The following is an 18071-nucleotide window of genomic DNA, read 5'->3' as shown; positions in this document are numbered from 1 at the left end:
CACCCGAGGTATCCCTGACCGTTTTTCTATCATTGATTCTCATCCTGAGCCATGTGCTGTTGAGCTAATTCAATGGCACGTTTGACCATATTACCTGCGTCACGCGCACGAATCTCTCCCCAGCCTCCATTTTTGACGGTATCATAAAATCCAAGATCCTTCGCCAGCTCGTATTTGAACTCATCTGACATAATGCCTCGGCGTCTACCCAAACGAAACAGCCCCTTTAGTCGAGAATTCGAATCAGCGCCACTGCTTGTGTGGCTTTCTTATTTTGTATCGAATCCTTTCTTTTACCCCTTTCAAAAAATGGACAGACTCCCATTCAGAAAAAAAGGCAAAACAAAAAGCAGTAAACAAAAAGTTCACTGCCCATTAATAGGCGACTGAGCTAGCGGTATCATCGAACGTTAATTCGACCGTCTCAGTCAGTATATCTGCATAACTATAAGAAACTCTTTCAAACGAATTCTCATCTTGATCTAATTGAATCACAAATACAGAAGGGTACGTTTCAGCTAAAATGCCCGAACGCTCAATTGTTTTACGGCGGCCCCCGTTAGCCTTTAACGTCAAACGTTTACCTAAGTTACCATCAAGCGATCTTTTGATGTCGGACAAAGTCTTCGCCATTGCATCCACCTCACTGAGATAATTATACAACAACGGCCCGTTTTTGTCAAATAAAAATTAAATTATATCAACGAACACGAGCCATTGTCAACAAAATAATTTTGACAAACTTCTACCTTTTCTCCTCCCTATTTTTCTCAATTTCCGGTGAATTATGTATCCTTTTGCAATTTCTTTTTGAACATAAAAAAAACCAGACTGAAATCAGTCGGGTTATGTCGATTCATGATCTCTTTTATATGGCATACCTACCCTTAGAACACCCTTCGTCTCGATGCCTCCGAGCCCTTTTTCTCTTGTTAATGTATTTCGGAGCACATCCCACACGTTGATTCGATCTACAAATGGAGTGAAGCTGATCTTCGCAACGATATAGACGGGGTCGAGCGCATGGATATTCACACGGGAAGGCGAGCTCGCAAAATTGGCACCTGCTTGGATCAATGATTCGAAATGAGATTGACAGGCACCAGCAAAGATCACAAGCTGATCTAAATGAGGGATTTTCCGTCTGGCTTTTTGAACCGTTTCAACGAAATGCCGAGAATGACGATAGGCACTGATATCATGTACGCCGCCCTTTTGCTTGGAATACGCATCATGTCCTGTGATAACCAATATATCTGGTCGATATTGATCAATTAACGAGTCAATCATGCTTGGCATTTTCTTCTCATGGCAATGCACCCCATACACAGGTACACCAATTCGTTCATATACATCTAAGCATTTCTTTAAGTATGAAGCATCTCCATCTAAATGAAGGACCTTTCCAGGCATGTGAAAATACTGCTCCTGATGCTGATATTGTCCAGAAGTATAATACTCTTGTTTTTCCCGCAGCAGCTGATAATCCTGTCTTAGTAAGTCGAGCGATTCATTGATTTTTCGTTCGTCATTTTTCTCTCTAGTCAGCTGTTCCTCTTTTTGAACCTTGACGAGATCTGACAACTTGGCATCAGCAATCAGCCTCACTTCATTCCCATGCAATATGGCGGTGGCTTCGTGCTGATCGGTCTCATCAATTCGAATGATTCGAAACAAAATATCCATTTGATAGGATGCCCTTGTCACCATATCTCCTATTTGAAATTGCATGCTTTTCACTCCACAATCAGGCTCATATCCTGTTGGTATCGTCTTGCACTAAATATGTTCGTCTTTCATGGTGCTGTTCTTTCTAGCCTATGCCCGAACAAACGAAGTGGTGAAAAACAAAAGAAAAAAGCCCTTAAGACAGGGCTTTTTGTAAAACATTCGACAAACGGGCAAATTCCTCAATGGATAATGACTCGCCGCGGCGCTTTCCATCAATGTCTGCTATTTGAAGTGCTTCTTCAATGATCGCTTTATGTTGCTTTCCATCAGGTAAGTTGTTCATGAGATTATTCATCAATGTTTTTCGGCGCTGACCAAAGCTCGCACGGATCAATTGAAAGAAAAACTCATTATTTTCTACTGAGACAGCAGGCGTTTCACGAACAGTTAGCTTGATCACAGCCGAATCGACATTTGGCTGTGGAACGAAAACCGTTTTAGGCACAACCATCACCGTTTTCGCTTCCGTATAGTATTGAACTGCGATAGACAGCGAATTGTATTCCTTTGATGAAGGGACAGCGGCCATACGATCTGCTACTTCTTTTTGCAGCATAACCACAATCCCTTTCAATGGAAGGTTTTCTTCAAGCAGTTTCATAATAATCGGTGTCGTCACGTAATATGGAAGGTTCGCGACCACCATCACTTCTTTACAGTCAGCAAAATTTTCCTCGATGACCTTCCTCACATCCGCCTTTAATACGTCTTGATGAATGATCGTAACATTATCATACGGAGAAAGCGTATCGTTTAAAATTGGCAATAAACGCTGATCGATTTCAAAAGCGGTGACTTTCTTTGCACGCTTAGCGAGCTGCTCGGTCAATGCACCGATACCAGGCCCAATCTCAATCACGCCGGTCTCATCCGTCACCTCTGCGTGATCGACAATACGATCGAGTATATTTGTATCAATTAAAAAGTTCTGCCCTAAGCTCTTTTTAAAAGAGAAACCGTATTTCTTCAGTATTTCCTTCGTTCTGATGGGTGTCGCTATATCTTTATTCATCGGCTTCCTCCTGCATGACGGTCTTTAAGGCCGCAATAAAATCATGTTTGGTTATTTGGAACATGTGAAGGCGCTTATGCAGCTGCTTCGCATTGGTATATCCTATATTTAATAGCACACCTAGTCGTTCTCGGCGGCGTTTCGATGATTCGCCTCCGATTAGGCCTGCGTCAAATAAGTCATCTAATGTAATGTCACTTTCCGTTACTTCCATTTCCTCATGGACATGGGCAAGGCATTCCCGAATACTGTCCAAGGAAGCATGCTCGACACCAATTCCTTTGTCCCGCTTCGCCTTCGCAAGATGTTTTGGCAAAAATGCGTGCTTACAGCCAGGAACCGCTTCTGCGATGGTTTTCCGGATCTTCTCCCCAGGGAAATCAGGATCAGTTAAAATAATGACCCCTCTCGTCTCCTGAGCAAGACGCACTTGTTGAATAACTGTATCGCCAATGGCTGATCCGTTTGTTTCGATCGTATCTGCATCAACTGCCATCTTCACCCTCGCAGTGTCGTCACGACCTTCCACTACAATGATTTCTTTGATTTTCATGTATTCCTCCGCTTGCAAAAACAATAAACAATTTTTGGTTAAAAAAACGAAACCTTTTATGCTGTTTTTGCGTCTAATTAATTAGAAAACAGTGCTTCTATTATAACCAAAAAAACAGAGGGTGCGCAAAGCCCTCTGTTCATATAAATGATTTGATGTGTTTATTTGAGTACTCTAATTTTCACTCGTTTATTTCCCCATTGATAAGCTGCCGACTTATTTGGGACGAACACATCAATTTTATTCCCTTTTATAGCAGATCCAGTGTCTGATGCAACGGCATATCCATAGCCTTCCACATACACTTTAGAGCCTAGCGGAATGACACTCGGATCAACTGCTATGACCTTTGCACCTGGATTTGATTTTAAATTATAGCCTGTTGACGTTCTGCCCGTACATCCAGCACAGCTCGCTGTATAGGCTGTCGACGCCACATAGAATTCTTTTCCTGACGATTCATTGCTTCTTGAAACGGCAGGTGTCGCTTTAGGCTCTTTTTGGGACTCTTGTGTACCAATGGCCACTAAACGATCCTTGCTATCTTTTTCAGTCACTTCTTTAATCAATTCTTTAGACACCACTTTGCCGTTTTCTTTCACAATGGCATAGTGCTTCTTCAATTTACCTTCTTCACCTTTTTTAAGCACCTTCTCTTTACCTTTTTCAAGAGAACGATCCTTTTTATGTTTGGTATCAAAAGCAATTTTCTCTTCCACTACATCGGTGACTTTTTCCACCCGAGTGATCTGGATATCTGCGCTTTTTTTAGAAATATGACTATGTAACGCAGGTTTGATCTTATCGTGCTTCTTGAGCTTCAGCTCTTGTTGCTTTAAAAAGTCAGCGACCGTAGTCGAAGTGGTCCACACTTTTTTCTCTTTTCCTCCATCATTTACGCTGACCTGAAAGGCCTGCTCAACCACAAGATCCATATCCTTTTTAATCTTGTCATTCTTTCCTGGAGTTACTTGATCGTGCTTCCCAATATCTATCTTCTCATTCTTCAATAATGCTCCTACCGTCTGATCTGTTGTCCATATCGTTTTCTCTTTCCCATCTAGGGTCAGATGAACCGGTATAGCCGCATCATACACAATGTTCATGTTGTCTTCAATCTTTGTATTTAGACTTGGAGAGATATGATCCTCCGCCTTGGTCTTTATTCCAAGGTCTGAAAACAGCTGTGCTACTGTCTCTTCATGTGTACGAATTGTCTTCTCTTTACCATTGATTGAAATGGTAATAGACTGCTTAGTGAGCTCATGCGCACCGTAAGCCGTCCCAGTTCCAGCTAAAAGCAAGCAAACAACTAGTAATAAAACCTTGCCTTTTCCTAGCTTAACAGAAAACAGATTTTTCATTTTTTGTACGATGAAAAACGCCTCCTTCTCCTCGGAGAGATTATATAGAGTATCTCAAAACCTGTCAACCCTTCCACCCACTGTACAAAAATGCTCGATTGTAACCCTATTATGGGAGATTAATGGAAGGAAGGGAAGAAAGACTTATCGACAACTTATCCTATGAAGAGGCGTAAACGTGTAGAACATTTTCGTTATGTTTCACAAATGGACAAGCTTAAACAAGGATTGACATCATATACTGTCAGTTTATACCGAAAACTTTTTTCGCATTTTTTGTGGTCAATTCAGCAAGCTCTTCAAAGCTTATTTCTCGTAACTCCGCAATTTGTTCTGCGATATATTTCACATAACTTGGCTCGTTGCGTTTTCCTCTAAATGGCGCTGGTGTTAAGTATGGGCAGTCTGTTTCAATCAAAAGTCGGTCACTTGGTATGTCTTTGACAACTTCCTTCGGTTTTTTGGCATTTTTAAATGTCACGGGTCCACCGAATGAAATATAAAAGTTCATATCCATACACGCTTTTGCGATTTCTAGGCTGCCAGTAAAGCAATGCATAATCCCTCCAACTTCAGCCGCTCCCTCTTCCTTTAAGATCGTCACGACATCTTCCGTTGCGTCACGATTATGAATAATAATTGGAAGATTCACTTCTTTCGCAAGAGCAATTTGACGTCTAAAGACTTCTTTTTGCACATCTTTTGGCGACTTGTCCCAATAGTAATCCAGACCCATTTCTCCAATCGCAACGACTTTTTCATGTTGAGATAATTCTTTGATCCACAGCAAATCCTCATCTGTCATATCGATGGCGTCGACTGGGTGCCAGCCAATGGCTGCATAGATGAAATCATACTCTTCAATTAATTCCATTGCTCTCGTAATTGTCGAGCGGTCAAACCCTACCACCACGATTTTTTCGACTTTTTCACTCTTCGCTCTTTCGATCACCTGCTCTAAGTCTTCATTATATTGTTCCGCATTTAAGTGGGCATGTGTATCAAATAACATCGTTGATTGCTCCTTTCGACAATTCTTCTAAAAAACAAAAGGTGTTCGACGAAATGTTACACGTGGAACACCTTTGTTGATTTATAAAATTTTTGTTCCATTCGCTAGAGATTGATCCACTTCAAGAACCTGCAATTTCCCGCTAGTTTCTCCAGTTAAAATCATTCCCTGGGAAATTTCCCCTCTGAGTTTAACTGGTGTGAGATTCGCTACACAGACAAGCTTCTTCCCTACTAATTCCTCAGGTTGATAATGCTTGGCTATCCCTGAAACAATTTGTCTCTTTTCAAATCCAAAATCAAGCTGCAGCTTTAAGAGACGATCTGCTTTTTTCACTGGGGCTGCTTCCAGTACCTGTGCGACTCGAAGATCAACTTTTGAGAAATCATCAAAAGCAATTTCTGCTCCCAGCTCAGGTAATTCTGTTTCTTCTATTTCTACTTTCTCTTCTTCTACCTTTGGTGCACTTCCCTGCATTTTCTCTTTAATATATGCTACTTCTTCTTCAACCTCTAAACGCGGGAACAAAGGCTCGCCTTTTTGTACCGTCGCTTGTTGAATCGCACCGAAAGTTAGAATGCTATCCCAGCTTTTAAGCTTCTCTTCTTCAATGCCAAGCTGGAAGAAAATTTTCTCAGGTGTTTTCGTTAGGAATGGCGTTAAGAGCACTGCTGTGATGCGCAATGATTCTGCTAAATGATACATGACAGAATGCAGCTCTTTTCGTTTTGTTTCATCCTTTGCCAGCACCCAAGGAGCTGTCTGGTCAATATATTTATTGGTTCTGCTGATTAATGTCCAAACATTTGAAAGAGCCACCGAGAATTCAAGATTTTCCATCGCTTCTTCATAGGCTTTGACTGTTTGCTCAGCTACTGCTTTAAGTTCCTCATCAAACTCATTAACTGGACCCTTATAGCTGCTTAATGTCCCGTCAAAATATTTTTGTACCATCGCAACTGTACGGTTAAGCAAGTTACCTAAATCATTGGCAAGATCATAGTTTACACGTTCCACGAATCCTTCTGGTGTAAACACACCATCCGCACCAAATGGTACTTCACGAAGGAGGTAATAACGAAGGGCATCAAGACCGTAGCGATCAATTAATGTGACCGGATCTACTACGTTCCCTTTTGATTTAGACATCTTACCATCTTTCATCAGCAGCCAGCCGTGTGCGAAAATTTGTTTCGGCAGCGGCAGATCGAGTGCCATCAGCATAATTGGCCAATAAATCGTATGGAAACGAACAATTTCTTTCCCTACGAGATGCACGTTGGCAGGCCAATATTTTTTATATTTTTCATCCTGATCAGTTCCGTAACCAATCGCAGTTAAATAGTTGAACAACGCATCAATCCATACATAGATGACGTGCTTTGGATTGTTTGGAACTTTAATTCCCCAGTCAAAGGTTGTTCTTGATACAGCTAGATCCTCTAAACCTGGTTTGATGAAGTTATTGATCATTTCATTCTTTCTTGATTCAGGCTGAATGAACGTTGGATTCTTTTCGTAATAGTCTAGTAAACGATCCGCATACTTACTCATACGGAAGAAATATGATTCCTCTTTAATTAATTCGACAGGATGTCCGCTGTCAGGGCTTTTCCCGCCAGTGACTTCTCCTTTTTCATTCCGCTCAACATCCACAAGCTGTGTTTCCGTATAGAATGTCTCATCAGGAATACTGTACCAGCCTTCATATTGATCTAAATAAATATCACCTTGATCAAGTAGCTTTTGAAACACTTGCTCAATGATTTTCGTGTGTCTTTTTTCTGTTGTACGGATGAAATCATCATTGGAAATGTCGAGTTTCTTCCATAGTGATTGAATGTCTGCTACGACCGGATCTAAATACTCGATCGGTGTGATGTTTTGTTCTTCAGCTTTTTGCTGAATTTTTTGTCCGTGCTCATCTGTACCCGTTAAATACATCACATCATAGCCTTGAAGACGTTTATAACGAGCCATAGCATCCCCTGCTACTGTCGTATAAGCATGTCCAATATGTAATTTTCCGCTCGGATAGTAAATAGGTGTTGTCAGATAGAACGTTTTTTTCTTTTCCGGCATGTTGGAACCTCCTGCGTGTGTGTAAAAGTCAAAAACTCCCGCCCAATGGACGAGAGCGGTTATCATCATTACATGAAAATGTGTTAGATCCATTTATTAAATTTTGCACTTGTGCTTTCTCTATGATACCATCTTAGCCTTTAAGATCAAGCATATATACATAGAACAAGATGAAATGATCGAAAAAGATGAGTTTTTCAAAAAAAACGACAACCTTGTCGACATTTTGTCGAATATTGTCGTATGAAATCTATCTCCAGATTTACAATTGTCTAATTTAGGGCAAAAGTCTTGTTAATCTGAACTCGTCATTTCTCATATTTTCATAGAAAAAACCCGCAAAATCCTTATAAATCAGTAGTTTCAAGGTCTTTTGACTTTAAGAGTCATATTTTACAAACAATAGTAAACAAAATGATTGACGATTTATGGAAACCTTGTTATGCTATGAATGTAAGGAATTTGTCGAATAATGACGAAGATAATATTATATTAAGAATAAGAACTCTTTGGGAGGAGAATGAAGATGAAATCTACAGGTATTGTACGTAAAGTTGACGAATTAGGGCGCGTGGTGATTCCAATCGAACTTCGCCGTACTCTAGGAATCGCTGAAAAAGACGCTTTGGAAATTTATGTTGATGATGAAAAAATTATCCTAAAAAAATATAAACCAAACATGACTTGCCAAGTTACAGGTGAAGTATCAGACGATAACCTTAAACTTGCTAATGGTAAATTAGTTCTTAGCCGTGAAGGTGCAGAGCAAATCATTAACGAAATCCAAAACCAACTTCAATCACAAAAATAAGTTTGATATAAAAAAGGTTCTTGCACCGTTTGCAAGAACCTTTCTTTATTGTTCAATATGATAGGCATCATATATGTTGCGCTTTGGTACACCACGTTCGACGGCTGTACGTTTAATGGCTTCCTTCGACGTTAATCCTTCTTCTATGTAATGGATCACGTGTTCTTTTTCTGATAAGGACTTCCACCAGGCTTCTTCATTTAGCTCTTCTTCATCTTGATCGTTACCTTGTACGACAAGACAGAATTCACCTCGTATTTGATTCTCTACCGCCCATGTCAGCACAGACTCTAAATCTCCACGAATAAACTCTTCAAATTTTTTCGTTAGTTCTCTCGTAATGGCGATATTCCGGTTGCCCCACACTTCCTTCATCAAAGTCAGCGTTTCTTTTAACCGATGAGGCGCTTCATAGAAAATGATTGTTTCTTGACGCTTCTTCAAAGCTTCGAGCTGTTTTTTCTTTTCCTTTTTTTGTCGGTCAAGAAATCCATAAAAGAAAAATGGCTGCGGCGTGATCCCTGAGGCAATGAGTGCTGTAAGTGCAGCATTTGCTCCAGGTAACGGAACGACATAACCGCCGATATTAGTAAAGTCACTGACCACTTCAGCACCTGGATCAGAGATCGTCGGTAAACCAGCATCACTCACTAGTGCGATGTTTTTTCCTTCTTTTAACCATTCGATCAACTTGTGGCCGCTGCTGTCTTTGTTATGCTCATGATAACTCGTTAATGGCGTATCAATTTCATAGACATGACAAAGTTTTTTCGTTTGTCTTGTATCCTCTGCGGCAATATAGTCTACATCTTTTAATGTTTGGATGGCTCGAAACGTCATATCTTCTAAATTGCCAATTGGGGTTGGGACGAGATATAGAATGCCCATATCTGATTGACCATCAAAGCTTTTCTGTGTTTTCATGTGCCGCCTCCTTTTCAATACGCATTTCTTCTATATAAAGATCTTTCTTTTTCCGTGTCCACGTTTTAAAACGATATTCTTGCTGCATGGCTTCTCTTTTGGTTGCAAAACATTCATGATAATACAGCTCAACCGGCCGTCTTGCTCTTGTATACTTTGCTCCCTTTCCACTATTGTGGGTCGTCAGTCTTTTTTGTAAATCATTTGTATAACCTGCATATAGGCTGCCGTCTGCACATTTCAATACATAGAAAAAATGATTATGCTTCTCCATACAGTATCGTCCTGATTTCCTCTGTATACTCTTGATCATCTCCATAAACAAAAAGAGGCGGGAGAATTTTCAGATCTGGTTTTCCATCTTTTATTCCCTCTACTAAGATGGTATTGGCTTCCTTACCCTGTTTGGGATAAACAAATTGAATTCGTTTTGGCTCAATTCGGTACTTCTTCATCAATTCCACAATCTCAAGTAGCCGGCCAGGCCGATGAACCATCGCCAGTTTCCCTCCTTGCTTCAGCAGCGTGGAAGAAACGCGAATGACATCTTCTAATGTACAATGAATTTCATGCCGAGCAATGGCCAAGTATTCATTTTCATTGATTTCTTCCTTAGAAGGTGTCTTAAAATATGGCGGATTACATGTGATGACATCTACTTTGTGATTGCCGTAGCGTGATGGCATATCATTCAGATCTCCATGAATCAGTTCTATCTGCTTTTCAAGTTGATTATACGCCACACTTCTTTTTGCCATATCAAACAGCCGTTCTTGAATTTCGACCCCAGTAATGGAGGCCTTAGATCGTGTCGAAAGCAGCAATGGCACAATGCCATTTCCCGTACAAAGATCAATAATCTCTCCTTTTTGGATGGGCACATACGCAAATTTTGCTAATAACACTGCGTCCAATGAAAAGGCGAAAACCGTTTTACTTTGAATAATCTTCATATCTTCGGCGAGCAAATAATCTAATCGTTCATCTTCTCTTAGTGAAACCATGATGTATCCTTTCTTTTCCTGTGAAAAAGGCTTCCGATTCAGCGGAAGCCTTTTCTCATTTTTTATTTAAAAATGACAGACAGAACAAACAGTCTCCCTCTTTACGTATGCTCCCATAATGTACATTGCAAATATGGAAGCCCTCCTGATATAACCGAGCCAGGTTATCATGACCTTCTCCTATATCAGAATGACCTGGTTTCTGAGCAGAATCATTCTCTGTCTCAGACGATTTGTCCCGATCGGACTGATCCAGACGTTCACGCAAGTGCTGATTCTCCATCTGCAGCTGATGATTTTCTTCAATCACTTCACCGATATGATTTTTCAAATCACCTAACTGGCGATAAAGAGAACCAATTTGTTCTTCTAAATTGATCACCGTATCAAATAGTTCCTTTTTATCCAAGGTGGCACACCTCGTTACTCAGTTGTTTGTGCAGATACAACGCCTTCTTGTAATAATTCTTCCCAAGTATATTCTACCACTTTTTCTTGCCCGGTTAATTCAACTTGCAAAATTCGTTCTAAAATGTTGAGCCCTACTACCTTTGCAGAGCCACTAGATGTTTGAATCGTTTCACCGATATCAGGCAATTGTTCTTTCGCTGTTTCATACTCATCATTCTCATACTTCAAGCAGCACATCAAACGACCGCAAAGCCCTGAAATTTTTGTGGGATTTAGCGACAAGTTTTGATCTTTTGCCATCTTAATGGATACTGGTTCAAAGTCTCCTAAGAATGTCGAACAGCAAAGCATTCGCCCGCAAGGTCCTATGCCACCCAGCATTTTTGCCTCATCTCTTACACCAATCTGGCGAAGTTCAATTCTCGTTTTGAAGATCGATGCAAGATCCTTCACTAGCTCGCGGAAATCTACTCTGCCATCCGCTGTGAAGTAGAAGATGACCTTGTTTCGGTCAAATGTAAATTCAACATCAACCAGCTTCATTTCAAGCCCATGTTCACTTACCTTCTGAAGACATGTATCAAAGGCTGTCATCGCTGCCTCTTTGTTTTCCTCAACGATGAGCCGGTCTCGTTCATCTGCTACACGAATCACCTTACGCAGAGGAAGAACGACATCGTGTTCATCTACTTTTTTATTAGCGATGACCACTTGTCCGTACTCAACACCTCTGACCGTCTCTACAATGACACAACTATCATTTTCTATATGAAATCCATTAGGATCGAAATAATAGATTTTGCCCGCTTTTTTAAAGCGAACACCAATTACGTTGTACAAGCTTATCCCTCCTGCAACATCAACACCAATTGCTCCATCAGCCCTTGGGCATTCACGTTGGATTGAAGTCTCTTTTTCGCTTCTAATACAGCAAGGATCTGGTTCGTCACCATCTGCTGTGTGGAATGCAGCGCGTGCTGCTTCATTGTCTGGAATAAGTCTTGATAAATGACTTTATCTTCATTTCCTATTTGAATCGACAATACATCACGATATATAAATAAAAGCATATCCAGACCTGTTTCTTGAAGGTCTTTCTCTTTGAAAAAAGGCATCCATTGATCTTGTATATAAAAAAATGCATGTTCTTTTCGCTGGTGTAAGACTTCATACAATTTTATCACTTTCGCTCTAGACTCTGCAAACTGATCATTTCGACTTAATTCGAGTGCTTCTGCTAAATTGTTGGTTAAATTCGACAAAAGCCTTGCAAGATGCTGAGATACGCCTTCTTGTAATAGCTGCTGCTCCAAGGATTGTGGCTGCAGCGGCTGAAAGCTGAGCATCTGACATCTTGAAATAATCGTATCCAACATTTTATGCGATTGCTCAGTGATTAAAATTGCCATCGTTTCCCGGTTAGGCTCCTCTAGGAACTTTAATAAACTGTTCGCGGCATTGACCGTCATTTTGTCCGCATGAAGAATGATATACATTTTTCGGTGAGATTCCACACCTGCTTTTGTAAATTCCTCTTGCAATGCCTGTACTTGCGCTTTCTTAATTGATTGACCATCAGGCTGCACGAGATGTAAATCGGGATGGTTTCCTGACTCAATCCTTTTGCAGTTTTGACAGGATTCACACGGTTTCACTCCTGATTCCAAGCAAAAAAAGCTCTTAGCCAAAAGCATCGCAGCATCCCGCTTACCGGTCCCTTTTTTCCCTTCAAATAAGTAGGCATGCGCAAGTCGGTCTTTATCAATACTATTAAAAATCAGCCGCATGACGCGCGGCTGCAAATCATTCATGTCATCCCAGCTAATTGCCATGTTATCACTCTCTATGTGTAAAGGTTAATCAATAAACCTTTTATTTCTCCAATACGTTCAAGCAAATCAATAGATGGCTTCTCTTGATCCATCATATCCTCTGTTAATTCAATCAGCTTTTCATCTAATGCTTTGACTAAAGCGAGTGTACGCGTGTTGCCATAAATGTCAAAGCTTCTTGATGTTTCTATATTTAACCCATTATCGACTGTCTCTTTCACAAAGCGCTTCACAAGACCTTTAAACCTAGCCAAGTCCTTTAAGTTTCGTGACTTTGTCAGCTTTTTACCGAACACTTCGATATCACTCAGCATAACCGTCAGCTGCTCTAAGCGCATTTTGCCGCTTTGCGTCTCCATCGATGCTTTAAAGGAGGCAGATGTCTGGCTTCCTTTCATGCCTTGGAGTTCACGCTTTTCTAAAAGCAGCCGCATATCTTGATTAATTTTCACAGCAACCCATCCTTAGAATTGATGAAATTGTTCAACTGGCAGAATAAAGACAGTAGCTCCACCAACTTCAACCTCAACAGGGTATGGTACATATGAATCTGCGTTACCACCCATTGGAGATACAGGTGCAATCATTTGATCACGTTTGCGGCAATTTTCTTTTATAAGCTGCAATGCTTTATCCACTCGGACATCATCACAACCAATGATAAAAGTCGTATTCCCAGACTTTAAAAACCCACCAGTTGAAGCTAATTTTGTCACGCCGAATTGATGTTCAGTCAATATTTTCAACAACTTGCTGCTATCTTGGTCCTGTACAACGGCAACAATTAATTTCATTTGATTGGCCTCCTTTGTTTTAGGCACAGGTGACATGCCGATGTCTTCCTCTATATTATAACAACGATTGGGAATGAGGTCATATTTGATTTTTCTTTAATGTGTCCTGAATCACTCGAAGTACTTCTTCATAAACATTTTGCATCGGCTGAGAAGCATCCACTACATGGAATCGTTCTGGTGATTGCGCAATAAGTAGTTCATAGCCTTCTCTGACCAACTGGTGGAAATTCAGCGTCTCCATGTCTAATCGATTCTTTTCTCTTCCTTGATTGGCGTGAATTCGCTTTAGCCCTTCCTCAGGTGTAATGGAAAAGTAAATCGTCATTTGCGGCATCGTGCCATTAATAGCAAAGTCGTTAATTGATCTGACTTGGTCAATTCCAAGCCCTCTCGCATAGCCTTGATAAGCAAGAGAGCTATCAACAAAACGATCACACAAGACTGTCTCTCCGCGCTGCAATGCCGGTTCTACCTTTTCAGCCAAATGCTGCCTTCTTGCTGCTGCATACAGCAATGCCTCTGTTTTCGCGTCCATTTTTGTATTTTTTTCATTTAAAATGACTTCACGGATCTGCTCAGCAATGTCAATGCCACCCGGCTCGCGTGTCGCCATCACTGCATATCCTTGACGTTCCATTTCTTCGTACACTTTTCGTATCACTGTCGTTTTTCCGGCACCCTCTGGCCCTTCAAACGTAATAAACATACCGCTCATAGTGTCTCCTCTTCTATATAAACATATAATTTTCTCTGATGAATGACCTGACTTGCTTGAATATGAACCTCGTGACCAAGCAAACGGCTTAACGCTTCAATTTGTTCTTTTTCAATACGCTCTCCCTTAATCATCAAAGGAATTCCAGGTGGATAGGGAATAATGGATTCTGCACTCATCCGGCCTGCTGCATGTTCAAATGGGACAGCCTCTATATCTTGATTTTGTTCATCAGTCTCAATAGATACCGTCTCATTTTGGGTATATTTTTTTCCTTTGAGCAATGAATCACTTTGCTTAAGAGCCTGCTCGATCCGCTTGAAAGGGACGTCCTTCCTCTGTTCTAAGCTAAGTACAAGTAAAACCTGATGTTCGTCCGCAAGCTCTGGATGAACATCCACTGATTCAAGCACCTGCTTTAGTTCGTAACCAGTCAGTCCTTTTGTTGATCGAATGACGCATTTTAAAGGATCGGAATGTAGCGAGTCAGGTTCAACCACTTCAAGATGGGTCAGACGGTTGAACTGATCTTTCAGCTCTGTCAGTTCTTTCATGATTACATCCAATGTCCCTTTTCCTTTGATCTCCTCGACATAAGCTCTTGCTACATCTAATGAGGCCATAATTGGATAAGAGGGCGAACTACTTTGAAGCATCGTGAGCAAGGTTTTCAAACGCTTCGCATCGATTCGGTCCCCTTGAAGATGAAGATAGGAACCCATCGTCATTGCCGGAAGGGTTTTATGTGCTGATTGTACCACCACGTCCGCTCCATAGGAAAGAGCAGATAGAGGAAAGGCACCGCCTAATACAAAATGCGCACCATGTGCCTCATCAACCAAAACAACCATTCCTGCTTCATGACACATGTGAATCAGCTTTGATAAATCAGCTGCATGTCCGTAGTAGTTCGGATAAGTCAAAACGATTGCCCGGCAATGAGGATGTCTTGCTATGGCTTTTCTCACTATATCTTCCGTCACATGTGTTGGAACGTGCAAGTGTGCGTCTATCTCAGCGTCTATCAGAATAGGCGTTGCCCCTGCAAGCTCGATCGCATGAAAGACAGACTTATGGCAATTACGCTGAACAAAAATCTCGTCTCCCGTGCGGCATGCTGTCATCACCATCGCCAAATTTCCGACTGTTGTACCATTCACAAGGAAGAAGCTTTGATCTGAACCATATAGCTTAGTCAATAAATGTTCTGCCTCTTGGATGACCCCAGTCGGGTGATGAAGATCATCTAGGCCTTCAAGCTCCGTCACATCCAATTGAAGGATTGAAGCATAGTGAGACCGTGCCTCATCAAAAAAGACATCTCCATTGTGATGTCCTGGAACGTGAAAAGAATAAGGCTTCTTTTCCGCATGCTGTGCTAATGCTGTATATAAAGGTGTTCTCAAACAAATCGACCCTTTTCACTTTAACGATATCTTAAGTCTATTATAACGTCCAAACAAGTGAACCGAAAGATGGTTTCTCATTCCTTTATTGGATTCGCCAACTGCTGCTCTGCCTCATACATACTGCTTTTCAATTGAGCTCGCTCTTGGCTTCCATGCTCTTTCACCTGTAACGTTTCCTGTAATGTTTCAGCTAATTGACGTTGAACCTTTTTCAAGGTATCTATAGGGGCTAAAGATGCCTCTTCAAAAATCTGCCCCTGCTGTTTCGATACATTTTCATATGTTTTTTGGATTCGGTCCTCAAGAACTGAATTGGCCCGCTGCTGAATATGCGTTAATGCAATCGACATTTGGTTGATCCATAGAGGAATAGATGCTGAAACAGTTGATTGAATGTGATTGGCCAATGTATGATTCGTATGCTGGATCATCCGAATTTGAGCATTACATTGCAATGCAATTTGCCGGCTTAACAGCAAATCATACTTTCGTTCCTTTAGTCTCTCCACATACTCTTCTTCATTGACTTCTTGACTCATCAATTGCTCCTCTAACGTCCGTTCAACAGAAAGTTGCGTTTCTGAAAGAGGCTGCTGCTCTAACGTTGTCATTTTCGCTTCAACTGCGGCAACCTGCATCGTCATCTCTTGTAAATATGTTTGATTTTCTTCAAATAAACGCTCTAATAACATATGGTCCGAGATTAATACGCCTCTTGCATATCGAAGCCTTGCTGACAATCTCTCGATCTGTGATTTTGCATGTTGAAAACGTGATATGATCTCCTGAGTAGATCGCTTATCCCGTTGAAACCATTTCAAAAAAAAACCCTGTTTCTTTGGCACTAAATCCTCAGGCTCCACTACATGTAGCTGCTGCAAAAAGGCCTCCAGCACGTCTCCTATTTGATCAATATCTTTTTTCTCAACATATTTCATCATCTGTTGTGATTGTTCCAATAGTCGTTCCTGCACACGTGTACCATAGAAAAGGAGCTTTTGCGGATTTTCAGGGATCTGCTGAGCTCGCTGCACAGCTTCGTTTTTCTCTTCATCAGATAAGGTATCAAACACCCGAAACTGAAGATCTGTATTGGGGATAGGCGGTGTTGTGGCGTGATCTTCCGGTTTCATCGAGTTTGACTCCTTTCATCTATTTCTTCATCATTTTATCAGCTACTTCAAGCTCAATATGAAGAGCTTCTATATCTCTTCCTAACACTTGCTGCAAATCATTCGTCAATTGCTTTTGCAGCTCTGTCAATGTCACTCGGGTTTGGCTCAATGTCATTTCCAGCTCATGACTACGATTGGGCTGATTATACAATAGTGCATATTTCTCAGTTAGTTCAACGACAGAATCCAAGCTTTCAAAATAAAAACGCTGTGCATCATAAAAGCGATTAGGCTCTTTTTTTGTTATTGTATAGATTCGTCGCGCAAGCCGAAAAACTTCATAATTATATTTGATCGTTTGTACGTTTTTCACAGCAAATAAAGCTTTTTTTAAACGCACAAGCTTTTGTCCTGCTTCTTTTAAATGCTGTTTGATATATACATAATCACTTCGAGACAGTCCGTGTTTCTTTAAAAACAATTGGAAAGCAGTCCATCTGCTCCCTACAAACATCACGCCCCACCCAATCATCGCATACAGTATCGATAATCCAGCATGATGATGGAAAACCCCTATACTGACGGTTAAAATCACAAGCGAAAAAAAAGTAGAGAGGATGGCCCATATAAATGTATAAAAGATTGATTTCATGTTCATCGACTCCTATGAATAATCAGGCTCTCTGTTTATCTTATTATGAATTACGGATGATGTCCAAACTAAGTTCCAAAAAACAAGCCCAATCCTTCATAGCTCATAAAAAAAGACCATCTAGTGGTCTATGAATACAAAGGCGGCGTATGAAGATTTTTAAGCTTTCTCACATAATCGGAATAGCTAGGATCCGAGGTCGATGTAGAAATTAACTTTCGCTCACAGTCGCGGCACAAAAACTGATGATATAAATAAATTCCCTTTGTCTTTTTCTCTTCACAAATCAAACAAATCGCTTCTCGCTCTTTTATGCTCATTGTGACACCTCCACTTATAGCTTCAGTATGCCCTAGCGCTTTCAATTGTATACAAAATTAAGAATGTTTTAGATGGTAGTTTAGTATATGTATCCATGTCAGATCGGGTGTTTGTTCCTTTTCTTAAAAAACAAAAAAGACCAGTTCCTTATGGAACTGATCCTTAGAAAAGCTTGGCGGCGTCCTACTCTCACAGGGGGAGACCCCCAACTACCATCGGCGCTGAAGAGCTTAACTTCCGTGTTCGGTATGGGAACGGGTGTGACCTCTTCGCTATCGCCACCAAACCTGATGGAGAGAATGTTCTCTCAAAACTAGATAACAATG

The 18071-nt window shown here is 40.9% G+C and carries 22 protein-coding genes and 1 rRNA gene; 1 reads left to right on the top strand and 22 read right to left on the bottom strand.

The window, feature by feature from the left end; genetic code table 11:
* Positions 1 to 29 precede the first annotated feature (29 nt).
* The 8 genes from MKY83_RS00295 to metG all read right to left on the bottom strand — a co-directional run bounded on the left by MKY83_RS00295 (position 30) and on the right by metG (position 7754).
* Positions 30 to 212 carry a small, acid-soluble spore protein, alpha/beta type gene (locus MKY83_RS00295; RefSeq protein WP_065097662.1) on the bottom strand — a complete coding sequence of 61 codons (183 nt, stop codon included), beginning with the start codon at positions 210 to 212 and terminating at the stop codon, positions 30 to 32.
* A 163-nt stretch (positions 213 to 375) separates the two neighbouring features.
* A complete protein-coding gene (locus tag MKY83_RS00290; RefSeq protein ID WP_003217979.1) occupies positions 376 to 633 on the bottom strand; it encodes a Veg family protein in 258 nt (85 codons plus the stop codon).
* A gap of 213 nt (positions 634 to 846) precedes the next feature.
* On the bottom strand, positions 847 to 1731 hold the full coding sequence (gene yabG / locus MKY83_RS00285; RefSeq protein WP_034620903.1) for a sporulation peptidase YabG: 885 nt from the start codon (positions 1729 to 1731) through the stop codon (positions 847 to 849).
* 133 nt (positions 1732 to 1864) lie between these two features.
* On the bottom strand, positions 1865 to 2743 hold the full coding sequence (gene rsmA, locus MKY83_RS00280; protein WP_044140395.1) for a 16S rRNA (adenine(1518)-N(6)/adenine(1519)-N(6))-dimethyltransferase RsmA: 879 nt from the start codon (positions 2741 to 2743) through the stop codon (positions 1865 to 1867).
* Entirely contained in the window at positions 2736 to 3296 is a 561-nt protein-coding gene (gene rnmV / locus MKY83_RS00275) for a ribonuclease M5 (protein WP_012008650.1), read from the bottom strand. The genes rsmA and rnmV overlap by 8 nt, the downstream gene beginning before the upstream one ends.
* 161 nt (positions 3297 to 3457) lie before the next feature.
* Entirely contained in the window at positions 3458 to 4660 is a 1203-nt protein-coding gene (locus tag MKY83_RS00270) for a G5 and 3D domain-containing protein (protein WP_034620901.1), read from the bottom strand.
* Positions 4661 to 4904: 244 nt separating this feature from the next.
* Complete coding sequence (locus MKY83_RS00265) at positions 4905 to 5672, bottom strand: TatD family hydrolase (protein WP_217013154.1); 768 nt, start codon at positions 5670 to 5672, stop codon at positions 4905 to 4907.
* Positions 5673 to 5753: 81 nt separating this feature from the next.
* Positions 5754 to 7754: a methionine--tRNA ligase gene (gene metG, locus MKY83_RS00260; protein ID WP_106067700.1), complete on the bottom strand. Its 2001-nt coding sequence runs from the start codon at positions 7752 to 7754 to the stop codon at positions 5754 to 5756.
* Positions 7755 to 8274: 520 nt separating this feature from the next.
* Here metG and MKY83_RS00255 point away from each other — a divergent pair.
* On the top strand, positions 8275 to 8565 hold the full coding sequence (locus tag MKY83_RS00255; RefSeq protein ID WP_087975202.1) for an AbrB/MazE/SpoVT family DNA-binding domain-containing protein: 291 nt from the start codon (positions 8275 to 8277) through the stop codon (positions 8563 to 8565).
* Between the two features lie 45 nt (positions 8566 to 8610).
* On the opposite strand, the gene rsmI is transcribed toward MKY83_RS00255, so the two are convergent.
* From rsmI to rrf, 14 genes are all read right to left on the bottom strand, one after another.
* Entirely contained in the window at positions 8611 to 9489 is an 879-nt protein-coding gene (rsmI, locus tag MKY83_RS00250) for a 16S rRNA (cytidine(1402)-2'-O)-methyltransferase (RefSeq protein ID WP_065097667.1), read from the bottom strand.
* Positions 9467 to 9763 carry a GIY-YIG nuclease family protein gene (locus tag MKY83_RS00245; protein ID WP_106067701.1) on the bottom strand — a complete coding sequence of 99 codons (297 nt, stop codon included), beginning with the start codon at positions 9761 to 9763 and terminating at the stop codon, positions 9467 to 9469. The genes rsmI and MKY83_RS00245 overlap by 23 nt, the downstream gene beginning before the upstream one ends.
* On the bottom strand, positions 9750 to 10493 hold the full coding sequence (locus MKY83_RS00240; protein ID WP_341026464.1) for a tRNA1(Val) (adenine(37)-N6)-methyltransferase: 744 nt from the start codon (positions 10491 to 10493) through the stop codon (positions 9750 to 9752). Before MKY83_RS00240 ends, MKY83_RS00245 begins: the two co-directional genes overlap by 14 nt.
* A gap of 55 nt (positions 10494 to 10548) precedes the next feature.
* Complete coding sequence (gene yabA, locus MKY83_RS00235) at positions 10549 to 10902, bottom strand: DNA replication initiation control protein YabA (protein WP_003217957.1); 354 nt, start codon at positions 10900 to 10902, stop codon at positions 10549 to 10551.
* A gap of 14 nt (positions 10903 to 10916) precedes the next feature.
* A complete protein-coding gene (locus MKY83_RS00230) occupies positions 10917 to 11744 on the bottom strand; it encodes a stage 0 sporulation family protein (protein ID WP_003217932.1) in 828 nt (275 codons plus the stop codon).
* 2 nt (positions 11745 to 11746) lie between these two features.
* Positions 11747 to 12736 carry a DNA polymerase III subunit delta' gene (gene holB, locus MKY83_RS00225; RefSeq protein WP_044140389.1) on the bottom strand — a complete coding sequence of 330 codons (990 nt, stop codon included), beginning with the start codon at positions 12734 to 12736 and terminating at the stop codon, positions 11747 to 11749.
* Between the two features lie 11 nt (positions 12737 to 12747).
* On the bottom strand, positions 12748 to 13188 hold the full coding sequence (locus MKY83_RS00220) for a DUF327 family protein (protein ID WP_044140388.1): 441 nt from the start codon (positions 13186 to 13188) through the stop codon (positions 12748 to 12750).
* 12 nt (positions 13189 to 13200) lie between these two features.
* Positions 13201 to 13530: a cyclic-di-AMP receptor gene (locus tag MKY83_RS00215; RefSeq protein WP_012008640.1), complete on the bottom strand. Its 330-nt coding sequence runs from the start codon at positions 13528 to 13530 to the stop codon at positions 13201 to 13203.
* A 79-nt stretch (positions 13531 to 13609) separates the two neighbouring features.
* Positions 13610 to 14248 carry a dTMP kinase gene (gene tmk / locus MKY83_RS00210; protein ID WP_106067703.1) on the bottom strand — a complete coding sequence of 213 codons (639 nt, stop codon included), beginning with the start codon at positions 14246 to 14248 and terminating at the stop codon, positions 13610 to 13612.
* Positions 14245 to 15654, bottom strand: a complete 1410-nt coding sequence (locus MKY83_RS00205; RefSeq protein ID WP_106067704.1) for an aminotransferase class I/II-fold pyridoxal phosphate-dependent enzyme — start codon at positions 15652 to 15654, stop codon at positions 14245 to 14247. The genes tmk and MKY83_RS00205 overlap by 4 nt, the downstream gene beginning before the upstream one ends.
* A gap of 77 nt (positions 15655 to 15731) precedes the next feature.
* Positions 15732 to 16790 (bottom strand): toxic anion resistance protein, encoded by a 1059-nt coding sequence (locus MKY83_RS00200; RefSeq protein WP_065097672.1) that lies wholly within the window; start codon positions 16788 to 16790, stop codon positions 15732 to 15734.
* Between the two features lie 19 nt (positions 16791 to 16809).
* The gene (locus MKY83_RS00195) at positions 16810 to 17424 is read right to left on the bottom strand and encodes a 5-bromo-4-chloroindolyl phosphate hydrolysis family protein (protein WP_106067705.1); all 615 of its coding nucleotides are present in this window, start codon (positions 17422 to 17424) and stop codon (positions 16810 to 16812) included.
* Between the two features lie 128 nt (positions 17425 to 17552).
* Entirely contained in the window at positions 17553 to 17744 is a 192-nt protein-coding gene (locus MKY83_RS00190) for a sigma factor G inhibitor Gin (protein ID WP_044140383.1), read from the bottom strand.
* A 171-nt stretch (positions 17745 to 17915) separates the two neighbouring features.
* Positions 17916 to 18031: ribosomal RNA gene (gene rrf, locus MKY83_RS00185) — 5S ribosomal RNA — on the bottom strand.
* Positions 18032 to 18071 lie beyond the last annotated feature (40 nt).

The sequence above is a fragment of the Bacillus sp. FSL M8-0266 genome (assembly GCF_038613425.1).
GTDB lineage: Bacteria > Bacillota > Bacilli > Bacillales > Bacillaceae > Bacillus > Bacillus pumilus.
The sequence above is the reverse complement of the archived record's forward strand: the minus strand, read 5'-3'. Positions and strand labels throughout refer to the sequence as shown.

Excerpts from the sequence above, each read along its gene's own strand:
- MKY83_RS00290 (WP_003217979.1), bottom strand. The coding sequence starts at position 633 with ATGGCGAAGACTTTGTCCGACATCAAAAGATCGCTTGATGGTAACTTA.
- yabG (WP_034620903.1), bottom strand. The coding sequence starts at position 1,731 with ATGCAATTTCAAATAGGAGATATGGTGACAAGGGCATCCTATCAAATG.
- rsmA (WP_044140395.1), bottom strand. The coding sequence starts at position 2,743 with ATGAATAAAGATATAGCGACACCCATCAGAACGAAGGAAATACTGAAG.
- rnmV (WP_012008650.1), bottom strand. The coding sequence starts at position 3,296 with ATGAAAATCAAAGAAATCATTGTAGTGGAAGGTCGTGACGACACTGCG.
- MKY83_RS00270 (WP_034620901.1), bottom strand. The coding sequence starts at position 4,660 with ATGAAAAATCTGTTTTCTGTTAAGCTAGGAAAAGGCAAGGTTTTATTA.
- MKY83_RS00265 (WP_217013154.1), bottom strand. The coding sequence starts at position 5,672 with ATGTTATTTGATACACATGCCCACTTAAATGCGGAACAATATAATGAA.
- metG (WP_106067700.1), bottom strand. The coding sequence starts at position 7,754 with ATGCCGGAAAAGAAAAAAACGTTCTATCTGACAACACCTATTTACTAT.
- MKY83_RS00255 (WP_087975202.1), top strand. The coding sequence starts at position 8,275 with ATGAAGATGAAATCTACAGGTATTGTACGTAAAGTTGACGAATTAGGG.
- rsmI (WP_065097667.1), bottom strand. The coding sequence starts at position 9,489 with ATGAAAACACAGAAAAGCTTTGATGGTCAATCAGATATGGGCATTCTA.
- MKY83_RS00245 (WP_106067701.1), bottom strand. The coding sequence starts at position 9,763 with ATGGAGAAGCATAATCATTTTTTCTATGTATTGAAATGTGCAGACGGC.
- MKY83_RS00240 (WP_341026464.1), bottom strand. The coding sequence starts at position 10,493 with ATGGTTTCACTAAGAGAAGATGAACGATTAGATTATTTGCTCGCCGAA.
- holB (WP_044140389.1), bottom strand. The coding sequence starts at position 12,736 with ATGGCAATTAGCTGGGATGACATGAATGATTTGCAGCCGCGCGTCATG.
- MKY83_RS00215 (WP_012008640.1), bottom strand. The coding sequence starts at position 13,530 with ATGAAATTAATTGTTGCCGTTGTACAGGACCAAGATAGCAGCAAGTTG.
- tmk (WP_106067703.1), bottom strand. The coding sequence starts at position 14,248 with ATGAGCGGTATGTTTATTACGTTTGAAGGGCCAGAGGGTGCCGGAAAA.
- MKY83_RS00200 (WP_065097672.1), bottom strand. The coding sequence starts at position 16,790 with ATGAAACCGGAAGATCACGCCACAACACCGCCTATCCCCAATACAGAT.
- MKY83_RS00195 (WP_106067705.1), bottom strand. The coding sequence starts at position 17,424 with ATGAAATCAATCTTTTATACATTTATATGGGCCATCCTCTCTACTTTT.
- MKY83_RS00190 (WP_044140383.1), bottom strand. The coding sequence starts at position 17,744 with ATGAGCATAAAAGAGCGAGAAGCGATTTGTTTGATTTGTGAAGAGAAA.